Annotated in this window: 11 protein-coding genes; all 11 read right to left on the reverse strand. The window is 48.2% G+C overall.

What is annotated here, in order from left to right:
• Window positions 1–12: 12 nt before the first annotated feature.
• A complete protein-coding gene (locus V8Z93_RS02580) occupies window positions 13–972 on the reverse strand; it encodes a YitT family protein (RefSeq protein WP_439432307.1) in 960 nt (319 codons plus the stop codon).
• Between the two features lie 156 nt (window positions 973–1128).
• Complete coding sequence (gene leuS / locus V8Z93_RS02585; protein WP_439432308.1) at window positions 1129–3990, reverse strand: leucine--tRNA ligase; 2862 nt, start codon at window positions 3988–3990, stop codon at window positions 1129–1131.
• 745 nt (window positions 3991–4735) lie between these two features.
• Window positions 4736–5200 carry a DUF3874 domain-containing protein gene (locus V8Z93_RS02590; RefSeq protein WP_439432309.1) on the reverse strand — a complete coding sequence of 155 codons (465 nt, stop codon included), beginning with the start codon at window positions 5198–5200 and terminating at the stop codon, window positions 4736–4738.
• Between the two features lie 93 nt (window positions 5201–5293).
• Window positions 5294–7162 carry a 4-hydroxy-3-methylbut-2-en-1-yl diphosphate synthase gene (locus tag V8Z93_RS02595; RefSeq protein ID WP_439432310.1) on the reverse strand — a complete coding sequence of 623 codons (1869 nt, stop codon included), beginning with the start codon at window positions 7160–7162 and terminating at the stop codon, window positions 5294–5296.
• A 54-nt stretch (window positions 7163–7216) separates the two neighbouring features.
• Window positions 7217–7723, reverse strand: coding sequence for a 5-(carboxyamino)imidazole ribonucleotide mutase (gene purE, locus V8Z93_RS02600; RefSeq protein ID WP_006848250.1), 507 nt, complete (start codon window positions 7721–7723; stop codon window positions 7217–7219).
• A 33-nt stretch (window positions 7724–7756) separates the two neighbouring features.
• Window positions 7757–8365: a phosphatase PAP2 family protein gene (locus V8Z93_RS02605; RefSeq protein ID WP_203040353.1), complete on the reverse strand. Its 609-nt coding sequence runs from the start codon at window positions 8363–8365 to the stop codon at window positions 7757–7759.
• Window positions 8366–8438: 73 nt separating this feature from the next.
• Window positions 8439–9977 (reverse strand): RNA polymerase factor sigma-54, encoded by a 1539-nt coding sequence (rpoN, locus tag V8Z93_RS02610; protein WP_203040354.1) that lies wholly within the window; start codon window positions 9975–9977, stop codon window positions 8439–8441.
• Between the two features lie 6 nt (window positions 9978–9983).
• The gene (locus V8Z93_RS02615) at window positions 9984–10628 is read right to left on the reverse strand and encodes a hypothetical protein (protein WP_439432311.1); all 645 of its coding nucleotides are present in this window, start codon (window positions 10626–10628) and stop codon (window positions 9984–9986) included.
• 810 nt (window positions 10629–11438) lie between these two features.
• A complete protein-coding gene (locus tag V8Z93_RS02620) occupies window positions 11439–12551 on the reverse strand; it encodes a C1 family peptidase (protein ID WP_217762859.1) in 1113 nt (370 codons plus the stop codon).
• A gap of 139 nt (window positions 12552–12690) precedes the next feature.
• Window positions 12691–13551, reverse strand: a complete 861-nt coding sequence (gene lgt, locus V8Z93_RS02625; RefSeq protein WP_439432312.1) for a prolipoprotein diacylglyceryl transferase — start codon at window positions 13549–13551, stop codon at window positions 12691–12693.
• A 6-nt stretch (window positions 13552–13557) separates the two neighbouring features.
• Window positions 13558–14661, reverse strand: a complete 1104-nt coding sequence (ychF, locus tag V8Z93_RS02630) for a redox-regulated ATPase YchF (RefSeq protein WP_203051125.1) — start codon at window positions 14659–14661, stop codon at window positions 13558–13560.
• Window positions 14662–14733 lie beyond the last annotated feature (72 nt).

Consider the following 14733-nt stretch of genomic DNA (forward strand, 5'->3'; position numbering starts at 1 on the left):
AATCACTAATAATTAATCACTATTCAGTTTCTTAATGTCTTTTTCCTTGATTTTCACTTTCATCTCATCAAATCCCTCGCCATACACACCGATAACGGCACTCTGACTTACAAAGGCATTCGGGTCGATAATCTTGACGATGCGGAAGATGGTAACGCTCTCGTTCTTCTTTGCCAGGATACAGAGCACCTTCATCTCGTCGCCCGTGTACCAGCCATGACCGTCAAGAATGGTTACTCCATGGTCCATCTGCGTACCGATGGCGTTGGCTATCTCCTGATATTTCTTACTGAATATCATGAACTGCACACTCTCTCGCTTGGCGTTCATCACATAGTCGAGTACCAGGTTCTCTATCACCATCGTACAGAGACCGAATACCACCTTTCTAACGGCATCTATCGTAGTAAAGTCGGGCTTCGCATTGAAGACGAAGAACGAACTGCCCACGATGAGGAGATCCACGAAGATGAGCACCCGGCCCAGCGAGATGTTGTGATATTTGTTCACGATGGCGGCGATGATATCCGTTCCACCCGTACTTCCATTGTGCAGGAAGACGACGGCGAGCGATAATCCCGTAAACAGACAGCCGATGACGAGCGACATGAAGTCCTGTCCCACGCCCAGCACCTGTATCATCTTTCCATCTTCACCTATCATCCAGTCTTGCGCCACAGCCAGGAACACGGATAGCATGATGATGGCGTAGATGGTTTTCACCATGAACTTGAATCCCAGTATCTTCAGTGCGGCAAGCAGCAAGGCGGCATTGATGAGAAAATATGACAAATAGATAGGTATCCCCGTGCCGTAGTAAATCACGGCTGCGATACCCGTTACGCCACCCGTTACTATCTGGTATGGAAGCAGAAAGATGGTCCATCCAAATGTGTAAAGCAAGAGTCCAAGGGTAATGTAGAAATAATCCTTGCACTCATTCTTAATTGATTGACTGATTGCTATTTGCATAATATTTTCCTCGTATTTTAAAAGTAGTTAAGGAGTTAAAGGGAGTCAAGAAGTTAAGACAACAGTTTTTGTTTTCGTATATCTTCTATTGACAGGATATACAATTGTCTTAACTCCTTTTACTCCTTAACTCCTTAACTTCTTGTTATCAATAAATTACTTTTTCAACACCACGTTGACGATCTTCTTTGGTACGATGATCACCTTCAACACGTTGAATCCTTCCAAGTACTTCTGGCTCTTCTCGTCTGCCAATACCTGCTTCTGGATTTCCTCGTTAGGAGTATCCACAGGGAAAGTCATCTGGAAACGAGCTTTACCGTTGAAGGAAATGGTGAGCTGCATATCGTTCTCCTTCAAATACTGCTCATCATACTTTGGCCATGCTGCATCGCAAACGCTGCCCTGCTCGCCAAGTGCTGCCCACAACTCTTCTGCGATGTGTGGAGCGAATGGAGCAATGAGGATGACGAGGTCTGTGAGCAGTTCCTTGTTGCGGCACTTCTGCTGACCGAGTTCGTTCACGGCAATCATGAAGGCTGAGATAGAAGTGTTGTAAGAGAACTTCTCAATATCCTCGCTTACCTTCTTGATGAGCTTGTGAACGCTCTTCAGGCTCTCTGGCTTCGCTGCCTCGTCGGCTGATGGAAGGAAGTTGTCAGAGCGGTTTTCATAGAACAAGCCCCAGAACTTCTTCAGGAAGCGGTGGCAACCGTCGATACCGTTGGTATCCCAAGGCTTGCTTGCCTCTACAGGACCCAGGAACATTTCGTAGAGACGCAGGGTATCAGCACCATACTTCTCTACAATCATATCTGGATTCACCACGTTGAACATACTCTTAGACATCTTCTCGATGGCCCATCCGCAGATGTACTTGCCATCCTCCAGGATGAACTCAGCGTTCTGATACTCAGGGCGCCAAGCCTTGAATGCCTCGATATCCAATACATCGTTGCTTACGATGTTTACATCTACGTGGATAGGAGTTACGTCGTAATCCTTCTTCAGGTTCAAGCTTACGAATACAGGAGCCTTGTCGTGGTCATCGCTGTTGATGCGGTAAACGAAGTTAGAGCGGCCCTGAATCATACCCTGGTTCACCAGCTTCTGGAATGGCTCTTCCTTGCAACTTACGCCGAGGTCGAAGAGGAACTTGTTCCAGAAACGGGAGTAAATCAAGTGACCGGTAGCATGCTCGCAACCACCTACGTAGAGGTCCACGTTCTGCCAGTACTCATCAGCCTTCTTGCCTACGAGTGCCTCATCGTTGTGAGGATCCATGTAGCGCAGATAGTAAGCAGAAGAACCTGCGAAACCTGGCATGGTGTTGAGCTCCAGTGGGAATACGGTCTTGTTATCTACGAGACTCTTGTCAACCACCTCTTTCTTCTCAGCATCCCAAGCCCACTTCTTGGCTCTGCCCAATGGTGGCTCGCCAGTCTCTGTTGGCTTGTAGGTCTCAATCTCTGGCAATTCGAGAGGCAGGCACTCCTCTGGAACCATCTGTGGCATTCCATCCTTGTAATATACAGGGAATGGCTCACCCCAGTAGCGCTGACGGGAGAAGATGGCGTCGCGGAGACGATAGTTTACCTTTACTCTACCGATGCCCTTCTCGGTAACAAACTTCTTGGTAGCTGCGATAGCCTCCTTCACGGTGAGTCCGTTCAGAGAGAAACCGTCCATACTGCTCTTGCCTGCTACAGGTGAGTTGGTTACGATACCTTCCTTGGCATCGAAGCTCTCCTCTGAAACATCAGCACCCTCGATAAGAGGAATGATAGGCAGGTTGAAGTGCTTGGCAAAGGCGTAGTCACGACTATCGTGAGCTGGCACAGCCATGATGGCACCTGTACCATATCCTGCCAATACATATTCTGAAATCCATACAGGGATTGCCTCGCCGGTGAATGGATTGATGGCGTAGCTTCCAGAGAATACACCGGTTACGCTGTGGTTAGCCATACGGTCAAGTTCGGTGCGCTTCTTCACGTAGTCCAGATACTTCTCTACCTCTTCCTTCTGCTCGGCAGTAGTTACCTGCTGAACATACTCGCTCTCTGGAGCCAGAACCATGAAGGTTACGCCAAACATGGTATCGGCACGGGTAGTGAAGATGGTGAACTTCACGTCGCTGTCCTTTACAGAGAATACTACCTCTGTACCCTCAGAACGGCCAATCCAGTTCTTCTGGGTTTCCTTGATACTATCGCTCCACTGGATGGTTTCCAAACCGTCGAGCAGACGCTGAGAGTAAGCAGATGTTCTCAAACACCACTGCTGCATCTTCTTCTGGATAACAGGATAACCGCCACGCTCACTTACGCCGTTTACTACCTCGTCGTTGGCAAGCACAGTACCCAGACCTGGGCACCAGTTTACCATCGTTTCGCCGAGGTAAGCGATGCGGTAGTTCATCAGAATCTGCTGCTTCTTCACGTCGTCGAAGCTGTTCCACTCCTCGGCTGTGAAGTCAATCTGCTCGTTCTGAGCCACGTTCAAGTCAGCAGAACCCTTCTCCTCGAAGTGCTTGATGAGCTTTTCGATAGGCTGAGCCTTCTGGCAGCTGTTGCAGAAGAATGAGTTGAACATCTTCTGGAAAGCCCACTGAGTCCAATGGTAATACTTAGGGTCGCAGGTACGAACCTCACGGTCCCAATCGAAGCAGAAGCCAATCTTGTCGAGCTGCTCGCGGTAGCGGTTGATGTTAGCCACGGTAGTAACCTCTGGGTGCTGACCTGTCTGGATAGCATACTGCTCTGCAGGCAAACCGTAAGCATCGTAACCCATAGGGTTCAATACGTTGAATCCGTTCAAACGCTTGTAGCGTGCATAGATATCGCTCGCGATATAACCAAGTGGGTGACCTACGTGCAAACCAGCTCCTGATGGATAAGGGAACATGTTGAGCACATAGAATTTCTTCTTGTTTTCATCTTCAACAACCTTATAGGTCTTGTTCTCGACCCATTTCTGGTGCCATTTCTTCTCGATTTCTCTGAAGTTGTATTCCATTGTTTTTATATTATTATTTTATTTCTTTTTCTTCTTGATAGAGGGTTTGCATCCTTGTCGTTTTAGAAATATTTTCTTTATTTTAATAAGGTGTAACCCCATTCATGCTGCAAAATTACATTTATTTTAGCACATAACAAAATAAAATGCAAGTTTTTTATTTCTTTAAACAAACAATTCATCCATGTCACCTTATAGAGAGCAGTATTGACTTGCCAATTATCCTTTATATTCTGTATCTGTAATATTCGGATAATGATATAGGTATTGAAATAAAATGCTCTTAATAGGCTAAGCCGCTATTTCTCCAGATAAACACATGTGTTGCTACGGGTACATGATGCCATGGGGCATACGATGTGGTAAGGAATGAATTTACTCATATTTCTTTTTTGAATAAGGTGACGTTTCTTTTTGAATAAAAGGATGCATCATTTGTAGTGTGAGGTGACGCTTCATTTATTGCCTAGTTACGGCACAATATTGCCCTCTACTAGGGCAACTTTTTGCCATCGTCAGGCACAAAACGACGCATGGTGCGACAAAATTATAAACAACTGTTTTCCACATCGTGGATAACTAATTGTCGATTTCTATTGCACACTACACTCCGTGATACTTAAATTGTTGATTATTAATTAGTTTGGTTGTGTGTAGTGTGGGCGTTGACACTACACTCACACTGCACCACACTACACGCTTTGCTGCGACAAGACCCTTTTTATAAAGGTTTTCCACATACTTTTCAGCATGTTTTCGCCATTTTTGAACAGAGATAATAGGCAGGTCCCTTGTTGGTTCGCTTTCTCTCGCAATTCAGGAATTTCATGGCCTGTCCGATACGGATCTTGGTTCTGTGGTCCGCAATGAGCATTGGATACTGCTCCTGCAAAACCTTGAAGATTTCGGCTATGGTCATCCATCTTCCTTCTTCCTGATTCTTGGGTGTATGGAAGCAGGCTTTCAGCCTGCCCTGCTGCGAAGGTCCCATGTTGGCAAACTCATCAACATTTACAAAAAGGTTGTGGGTGAGTGCCATCTCGGTATCAAACTTGTTGTTGAAGTTGATGTGGACGAGGAAATGTTTCTGGAGAAGAAACAACTCTATGGCATGACGAAGTGGTCGCCTAAGCTCTGCCAGAACTTCTCTTTGCTTTGCCGCAAGATGATGAAAAGCATCTGGGGCTACTCTTTTCTGGGATAGTATCATATCAAAAAGCCCCACACGCTGAGAAAAGAGCGTGTGGGGCTAGTTTTTTCTTATCCGGCTTTGTTTTTTATCCGGTTTTTGTTTCTTCCGGTTTTATTGCTTGTCCGAGTCGATGAGGGCGAGCAGATGCTCTACTGCCACCTCCTGCGGAATGTTCTTTTCTACGCAAACCTGTTTGCGATAGAGACTTACTCGGTTAGGACCGGCGCCTACGTAGCCGTAATCGGCATCCGCCATTTCGCCTGGACCATTCACGATGCAGCCCATGATACCAATCTTCAAGCCCTTCAAGTGCTTGGTTGCCTCTTTAATCTTGGCGATGGTTTCACGAAGATCGTAGAGGGTTCTGCCACAACCAGGACAACTGATATACTCGGTCTTGCTGGTGCGCAGACGGGCTGCCTGGAGTATGCCGAAAGCGGTTTCATCTACTGTCTGGGCAGGGATGTCGCCATTGTTCATCAGCCAGATACCATCGGTTAAACCATCAATCATCAGGGCACCCATATCGGCTGCAGCCTCCAGCTGGAAGTCGCTCTTCTCCTCCTTGCTGTGCTGGTACATCTCGGCAAAGATCACAGGGTTCTTCAAGCCGGCATTCATCATCTCGTGAACCAATGCACGCTGGTCACCCAGGCGGTTCTGATGATTGCTTACGCAGATAACCACCACCTCAGGATGAGCCTTCAGGCAGGCGATGTATTCCTCGGCTGGAGTACCAAACTGCAGGGTGAGGAACTTGACGTCTGCCTTGATGCTGGCGATGAGCGGCATTGCCATGGCTGGGAAGATAGGGTAGAGCTTGGCACCTGTGGTTTCAGGCTTACTGTTCAGCGTCTCGTAAACGTTGTAATCTACGATGTAGCTCTGGCCTGGCACAAACTGCTTAGGCATCTTGCCGCCTATATAGATATAATCAGGCGTAGCATCCTTGTTCTCACAAACGGTGCTCTCGCCGTTGATTCGGTTGCTGATAACCACCGGAACGTTGTTGCCGCCGATATTGCCTACGGCCACGGTTTCGCGGCGGGTAGGGCGCAGCCAGTCGAAGCTAGGACAAGCTGCGGCAGGAATCAGAAGATGTCCCTTCTTCTTGCCGATGTAATCCACCAGATGGCGAGCCACCGGAATCTCTGCAGCAGGCTCCTCGCTGAGGCTTACACGAACGGTATCGCCGATGCCATCGGCTAGCAGGGCACCGATGCCCACGGCACTCTTGATTCTGCCATCCTCGCCTTCGCCAGCTTCGGTTACGCCGAGGTGGAGTGGGTAATTCATGCCTTCCTTCTCCATTTCTTCTACCAGGAGGCGCATAGAGCGGACCATCACAACGGTATTGGATGACTTGATGCTGATAACCACATCGTGGAAATTCTCCTTCTTGCAGATGCGCAGGAATTCGAGGCAGCTTTCTACGATGCCCTCAGGGGTATCGCCATAGCGGTTGCGGATGCGGTCGGAGAGGGAACCGTGGTTCACGCCGATGCGGATGGCAGTATGGTTCTCCTTGCAGATGTTGAGGAAAGGCACGAAGCGTTCCTCAATCTTCTTGAGTTCGTGAGCATACTCTTCATCAGTGTATTCCTGCTTGATGAACTTGCGGGCAGGATCCACGTAGTTGCCAGGGTTTACGCGTACTTTCTCACAATAGAGAGCAGCCACATCGGCAACGTTAGGATTGAAGTGAACATCGGCTACGAGCGGAGTCTGATAGCCGTCGGCACGGATGCCGGCATTGATGTTTTTCATGTTCTCTGCCTCACGGGAACCCTGAGTGGTGAAGCGCACCAGCTCGCCACCAGCCTTGATAATCTCCTCAGCCTGTTGAACGCAAGCCTCGGTATCATTGGTGTTGGTGGTGGTCATCGACTGGATGCGGATAGGATTATCGCCACCCAGATCGATGGCTCCGATATGTGCCACAGAAGAGGCACGGCGGGTATAATTGAATAAATCTACCATAATGTATAAGAATAGAATATGCCCCAAAGAATGGGGCATATCACATATATTAGATTAATTACACTTGAAGTCGTATTTCACCTCAGCTAAATCCTTGTTGGCCTTCTCTATCTTGGCACCGAGACCCGCCTTCCAAGCTTCTACCTTCTGAGCCACTTCCTCATCGGCAAGGGCAATCATCTCGGCAGCGAGGATGGCAGCGTTCTGAGCCGCATTCACACCAACAGTAGCCACAGGAATGCCAGGAGGCATCTGGATGATGCTGAGCATGGCATCAAGACCATCGAGCATACCCTTGATAGGTACACCGATAACTGGCAGTGGGGTAGATGCTGCGATAACACCAGGAAGGGCGGCAGCCATACCGGCAGCGGCGATGATTACCTTTACGCCACGCTCCTTAGCTCCCTTGGCGAATGATTCTACTGCATCTGGAGTACGATGAGCAGAGAGGGCATTCACCTCGAAAGGAATCTGGTTGTCGTTCAACCACTTACATGCTTTTTCCATAACAGGCAGATCGCTTGTACTGCCCATGATAATGCTTACTAATGGTTTCATTTCTTCTTATATTATAGTTATAAACTTCTTATGTTATATTACCAGGATGGCGCAGGATACGCCTATCAGGAATCCCGTGACCACCTGGGATAGCGAATGCTGTCGCAAGATCATGCGAGAGGTTCCCACGGCGCCTGCCAATAGCAATACCAGGCAGAGCCACCACAGGGGATTGAAAGAGAAGGCGATGGCGTAGGAAACCAGCGAACCTGCCACACCGCCGATGGCTGCCGTGTGGGTGCTGATTTTCCACCATACGTTGATGAAGGCACAGGCCATCTGGATGGCGAGTGCTACCACTACGATGATGCTGATGACGCGCGGCGTGTTGCGATACTCCATCCAGAAGAAGCAGATGAAATAGCACAGGATGGAGATGATGTAGGGCACGATGCGGCGCTCCTTCTTTCCCAACTCGTGGGAGGTCCAGCCCTGACAGAGTCTGTAGAGGTGGATAAGCAGCGAGGGTGCCACCACGGTAAGCAAATAAACCATGGCAAGCATCACCAACTTGTATGTCATCGGCAGCAACGACATGTAGCTGAAGATGAACAGGGCTATGAGTCCCACTATCGGCAGATAGAAGGGGGTGAAGACCATGCTCATGATTCGCGCAGTCAATATGATATTCTTCTCTTTCATAAATCTAACGTAATCTGTATTCTTTCTCTCTTTCTCAGAAGAGTTCTTTCTTACGGGAATCTCTTTCTGGAGTTTATTTTCTTAATCGTGCAACTGGGATATTGAATTGTTCGCGATATTTTGCTACGGTGCGGCGGGCGATAGGGAATCCCTTCTCCTTCAGTGCCTTGGCCAATGCTTCGTCGCTCAGCGGTTTCTTCTTGTCTTCCTGATTGATGAGCTCTTGCAGGGCTATCTTGATTTTGCGGGTTGACATCTCCTCGCCGTCCTCGGTGGTGTAGCCATCCGTGAAGAAGAACTTCAGCGGGAACATGCCCCACTTGGTTTGTGCATACTTCACGTTGCTCACTCTTGAGATGGTGCTGATATCCAGGCCCGTTCTGTCTGCCACATCCTTGAGAATCATCGGCTTCAGGTCGGCTTCGTCTCCATCTAGGAAGAACTGTCGCTGAATGTCGATGATGGCTTTCATCGTGACGATGAGTGTGTGGCGGCGCTGCTTGATGGCTTCTATGAATCCCTGCGCCTTATCCACCTTTTCCTTGGCATAGAGCAGGGCTTCCTTGTCGGAGCGGCTCATTTTGTCCTTATGCTTCCTGTAGGTGTCGATCATGTCGGTGAACGATGGCGACACGGTTAGTTCTGGAATGTTGCCTCGGTTGAGGCTGAAGGTGATGGAGCCGTCGTCGTTGGTATCTACGATGAAATCCGGGGTAATCTGCTGCATGTTTCTGCCCTCGGTTTCGCCCATCGATGCGCCTGGCTTCGGGTTCAGTTTCTTGATTTCCTCTTGCAGGGTGGCAAGCTGGGTGTCGTTGAGTTCCAAGCCAGTCTTGATCTTGTCCCAATGCTTCTTGGTGAACTCCTCGAAGTAGTCGCTGAACACTTCTTCCATCGTTTTGCGGAGCACGCCTCGTGGCAGGCGCTTTGCCTGCAGCAGAAGGCATTCCTGAAGACTTCTGCCGCCTACACCGGCAGGATCGAAGGTCTGGAGAATGTGGAGCACGTGTTCCAGTTCCTTTTCCGATACGTCCATGTTGTGATAGATGGCAAGCTCATCGCAGATGCCGTCCAGGTCTTTGCGCAGCAGGCCGTCGTCATCGAGCGAACCGATGAGGTATTCCATGATTTCCTTCTCCTTGTCGGTAAGGTTCTGCATGTCCATCTGCTCCTTCAGCTTGTCGTAGAAGGAGGTGGTGTCGCCGTAGACCATTTCCTCATAGTCGGCGTTGTCCTGGTTGTTGTATCTATCCGTGTTATAATCAGGCATCTGGTCATCCTGTCCGATGCTTTCCAGCGCCTGGTCGAGTTCATCTTTTCTCTCTTCTTTCTCCGACTGTGCCTCGTAGGCATCATCGTCGTTCATTTCGTTGTTGTCATTACTGTTTTCTGCATCATGCTCCAGAGGCGAGTCTCCGTCGTAGCTTTCGTTGAGCATATCGTCAGGGTTCTCACTTTCCAGGGCAGGATTGTCGTCCAGTTCGGCATTGATGCTATCCTCCAGTTCGGTGAGGGGCATCTCCAAGAGCTTCACCTGCAGCATTTGCTGGGCGGAGAGTCTTTGCAGCTGTTGCAGCTTCTGTGCCTGTGTCTGAATGAGTTTTTGAGCCATATCTATTTATTTAAAGTATTCTTGCAGTTTGATGGCAAGCTGATTCAATTTATCCGGATTTCCGTTTCCATATCTGTGCCAGATAGCTTTGCATGCCTGAAGTACCTTGCTGTCTGGCGCTTTCTGCCTGTTGAGGTAAGGGTCACAGTACTGATAGTCAGTCATGACTTCCGCAATCAGTTTGGGCGAAATCTTCATCAGTTTTCCCAGATCAATGATTTCGGGAGTTTCCGGCACCATGGTGATAGGGGTGAGCTGGAAGTAGAGGTCGAGAATGATGATGAGTTTGATAGGTGTGAGCGATGGCTCTTCAGCCAGCGGTTCCCAATCTTTCTCAAACGATTCGCACACTTCTACTCCTGCAAAGAAATCCTTTGCATTTCCGCATCCGTTCATCTTGCGCAGGATGCTGATGTCGTGGGAAAGTAGTCGAGGATTGTCGGCATACTTATCCCAAAGTCGTTTGATACGAGGCGTAACTCGTTGCAACTTGAACATTTGCTCGTGCAAATACTCAGGTTGTATGTGCAGCTCCAGGCTTAAATCTACTATACCCTTAGAGTATAGTGGCTTTACGCCCATTGGCTTCTTCTGATAGAGTTGGAGAAGCAAGAGCCAGTAATCGTCGTTCCAAAGAGGATGTTTTGCCATATTCTTTTTAATCTTATAATCTTCTGCAAAATTACAATTTTTAGTTGGTAAAACAAAATAATTTAGTGTATATTATTATAAAGCTATCCATAAAAGTGCATATTGGGCTAGAAAAGCTGCGTGTAAAAGTGTTTATGGGGCTTAAGATTCTGTATATAAAAGAAGTGCGCAACTTCGAGTCACTCGAAATTGCGCACTTTTAATACTTTATTCCCAAATGTTTCATAACTCAATGGAGGATGGCTTTCACAAGCTTTTTCCCTCCGTTGCAGTGCCCGAAGCAGTCATTGTCCTGCTCAGGCGTCATCTTTTGTTATCCGATACATTTGTCTTTTTTACCTTAAGTTACGCTTAACCTAATGAATCATTATCCTATTGTCCTTGAATAAACAATCTTTTTAAAATTACCTTACTAACTAATAACCTAACTAAACAACTAACAATCTTAAACCTAAAAACCTAATAACCTAAACAAATTTCTTTCTGTCGTCCTTGAATAAACAATCTTTTTTTACCTTTAAACTAATAACCTTTTAAACAACTAACAATCTTAACCTAAAAACCTAATAACCTTTTGTCTTAATGACGATGCAAAGGTACGACGATTTTCGCAACTAGCCAAATCTTTAGAGGGAAAAATCGCAAAAAAGCCCTTATTTTTGATATAAATCAACTATGTGTGTGCGCACACAAGTGTTATGAAGCACATATTTGACCTATGTCAACCATTTTTGGCTTTTCCTGGTTTCCTACCCGTTTCAGCCCTCTTCTATACTTTGCTATATGGGGTATTTCAGTCTCTTCTATACCTTATATATATGGCTTTTGAGGGGCTGGCTTGGGGCTTTGGTCGTAGAGGAAAGCTGCCTCGCTCATGAACACGGCGATGGTTTTGAGGCGCAGATAGTCTTCAGAAAGATAGATTCTGCCCTGGTTTGCCCAGTTCCTGCCCCAGGAATTGCGGCATACGTAGTAGCGCTTCTTGTCTTTCAGGAAAGTGCCGATGATTTCCATCACGTGGTCGTCGGTGGTGCGTAGCTGTTCAAACTCTCTCTGGCGGGAAGTTGGGGTTACGGGGAGTTCCATCTTCTGAACCTCCACATAGTTGTCCTGGGCATGGGTAAAGCCCTCTTCGCTGATGTCGCCTTCCCAGCAAACCGGATGCCCGTTCTCCACGGCTTTCTGAATATGAAGCATCAACTCGTCGAGCGGAAGATTGAGAAACTGGTCGTGCATCACATTGTCGGGTACTTCAAGGGCGAAGTACTCGCGGTAAGGGTGATGGGTAAAACTGGTGAGTGATACGTACTCCTCGGGATAGCATACGCTGTGGGCAAACTCCAATGGGGTGTATTCGGCACCGAGCATGTGTACCTGCTTGGCAGGCATGTAGCCCATTTCCTTGTCGAAGAGGTTGTTGAGCTCATCTTTCAGTTTCTCGATGCCCGACTTCTGTGCGATGGCTCCATCGCAGAGTTTCTCCACCTTTCGACAGAGAATCTTATAGTTCACATCCTTTGGATCTTCATAGCTGTCGTATGGTTGTGCGCCATACTTATCTATATAATGTATGAGCATCGAAGCCATGCCTCGCATGCTGATGGGTTTCTTGCCTTGTGCGAAATAATATTCCAGGGCTTTCTCCTGAAGCATCATTCGTGCAACGTAAGCCACGGATAGGTTTACGGAGTCGCCCTTCATGATATGCTCGCTCTCGATGGTAGCAAGCATGCCGTATGCCCAGCAGAGTTCGCTCTTGCCCTGGTTCTTGACAGGGGTGGAGCCGATGATCTGTGCGTTCAGGGGCAGGTTGTCCTTGCCCGCTCCCTGGCGGGAAGGGGAAGCAGCTTCCGGCTTCTTCTGGTATCCGCAACTTGCTAGGAGAAGTGCGGCGAGAAGGCTTATAATGATATTTCTATTCATACATTATATGTTGGTTATTACTAGGATGAATGATTGCTTGTAACTGAAAAAAGTTCCGTTCCGTTTCACGGAGCGGAACTTTTCCTTGGTATGGCTTGGGAGATTTCTCTCCTTGGCTATCTGTATTCTTATGATAATCTTATGCTTTGCTTTCCGTCTTCTTCGCTCTCTTGCCGCTGGTAGCGATGCTCCATACGCCAAGGGCGATGAGTGGAAGGCTCAGAATCTGTCCCATATCTACTGGCAATCCTGCTTCGAAAGCCACCTGAATCTCCTTCGTGTATTCGATGAAGAAGCGGAAGACGAAGATGAGGGTAAGGCAAAGACCGAAATAGAGTCCGCTACCCACACTCTTGGGTCCTTTCTTCTTGTAGATGAAGAAGATGAGGAGGAAGAAGCAGAGATAGGCTATCGCCTCGTAGAGCTGACCGGGATGGCGTGGGTACTGATCTTCCTTGACGAAGATGAATGCCCAAGGCACATTGGTTACCTTGCCGATGATTTCTGAGTTCATCAGGTTGCCCAGGCGGATGAAACAGGCGGTGATGCCTGAAACGATGCCCATATTGTCGAGCAAAGTCCAGCCGCCCACCTTGGTCTTGCGGCAGTAGAGCCAGATGGCAACGAACAGTCCCAGAACGCCTCCATGACTTGCCAATCCCTCATAGCCCGTGAATTTCCAGCTGTCATCTGCCATGTGATGCATCGGGATGAACATCTCGATGATGTGATCCCACTGGGTGAGGAAATACTCCGGCTGATAGAAGATGCAGTGTCCCAGGCGGGCACCTGCCAGGATGCCGACGAAGAGGTAGATGAAGAGCGGTTCAAACTTATCCTCGCCCAACTTCTGCTCCTTGTAGAGACGGTGCATGAGCAAATAACCCAATAACAGACCCACCATCCAGCAGGTGGCGTAATATCGGATGGAGATAGGACCCAGGTGAGCCAGGATTGGGTCTGGGTCCCATACGATATAGTTTAGCAAATTTGCTGTCATAATCGTTTATACGTTGAAACGGAAGTGCATGATGTCGCCATCCTGCACGATGTACTCCTTGCCCTCGATGCCGAGCTTACCAGCCTCGCGTACTGCTGCTTCAGAGCCATACTTGATATAGTCATCATACTTGATAACCTCTGCACGGATGAATCCTTTCTCGAAGTCGGTGTGGATGACGCCAGCACACTGAGGAGCCTTCCAGCCCTTGTGATAGGTCCATGCCTTTACCTCCATCTCACCGGCGGTGATGAATGTTTCAAGGTTCAGCAGGGCGTATGCCTTCTTGATGAGTCGGTTTACGCCGCTTTCTTCCAGGCCGAGCTCTTCGAGGAACATCAGCTTGTCTTCGTAGGTTTCGAGCGATGCGATGTCTTCCTCAGTCTTGGCAGCGATGACCATGCACTCAGCACCTTCTTCCTTGGCGATTTCCTCTACCTTCTTGCTATATTCGTTGCCGGTCTTGGCAGAAGCCTCGTCAACATTGGCAACATAGAGTACTGGCTTGGTAGTGAGGAGGAAGAGATCGTGAGCCACCTTCTGCTCTTCCTTGCTTTCGAAAGTAACGCTACGTGCGTTCTTTCCCTGCTCCAGTTCTGCCTTGTAAGCCTCCAGAACGGTAACCATCAGCTTGGCATCCTTGTTGCCGGCAGCAGCTGTCTTCTGCTGCTTGGCGAGCTGAGATTCGATGGTTTCCAGGTCTTTGAGCTGCAACTCTGTATCGATGACGCTCTTATCCTCCAATGGGTCAACCTTGGCGCCACCCTCGCGAACGATGTTGTCATCGTCGAAGCAGCGGATTACGTGGATGATTGCATCGCACTCACGGATATTTCCCAAGAATTTATTACCAAGACCTTCGCCCTTGCTGGCACCCTTTACGAGGCCTGCGATATCTACGATTTCGCAAGTAGCTGGGACGATGCGTCCTGGGTGAACAATCTCTGCCAATTTGTTGAGTCGCTCATCAGGTACGGTGATGACGCCCAAGTTTGGTTCGATAGTACAGAAAGGGAAGTTAGCTGCCTGTGCCTTTGCACTAGACAGACAGTTGAACAGTGTAGACTTACCCACGTTTGGGAGGCCTACAATACCACATTTTAATGCCATTTTATCTTTAAACGTTTAAATATTTGGTGCAAAGGTACACATTATAAATGAAAGATACAAAGAAATCGTGGA

Origin of the sequence: Segatella copri (assembly GCF_051861805.1) — a bacterium.
Taxonomy (GTDB): Bacteria; Bacteroidota; Bacteroidia; order Bacteroidales; family Bacteroidaceae; genus Prevotella; species Prevotella copri_M.

Coding starts and splice junctions, on each gene's coding strand:
- V8Z93_RS02580 (WP_439432307.1), bottom strand. CDS start 972: ATGCAAATAGCAATCAGTCAATCAATTAAGAATGAGTGCAAGGATTAT.
- leuS (WP_439432308.1), bottom strand. CDS start 3,990: ATGGAATACAACTTCAGAGAAATCGAGAAGAAATGGCACCAGAAATGG.
- V8Z93_RS02590 (WP_439432309.1), bottom strand. CDS start 5,200: ATGATACTATCCCAGAAAAGAGTAGCCCCAGATGCTTTTCATCATCTT.
- V8Z93_RS02595 (WP_439432310.1), bottom strand. CDS start 7,162: ATGGTAGATTTATTCAATTATACCCGCCGTGCCTCTTCTGTGGCACAT.
- purE (WP_006848250.1), bottom strand. CDS start 7,723: ATGAAACCATTAGTAAGCATTATCATGGGCAGTACAAGCGATCTGCCT.
- V8Z93_RS02605 (WP_203040353.1), bottom strand. CDS start 8,365: ATGAAAGAGAAGAATATCATATTGACTGCGCGAATCATGAGCATGGTC.
- rpoN (WP_203040354.1), bottom strand. CDS start 9,977: ATGGCTCAAAAACTCATTCAGACACAGGCACAGAAGCTGCAACAGCTG.
- V8Z93_RS02615 (WP_439432311.1), bottom strand. CDS start 10,628: ATGGCAAAACATCCTCTTTGGAACGACGATTACTGGCTCTTGCTTCTC.
- V8Z93_RS02620 (WP_217762859.1), bottom strand. CDS start 12,551: ATGAATAGAAATATCATTATAAGCCTTCTCGCCGCACTTCTCCTAGCA.
- lgt (WP_439432312.1), bottom strand. CDS start 13,551: ATGACAGCAAATTTGCTAAACTATATCGTATGGGACCCAGACCCAATC.
- ychF (WP_203051125.1), bottom strand. CDS start 14,661: ATGGCATTAAAATGTGGTATTGTAGGCCTCCCAAACGTGGGTAAGTCT.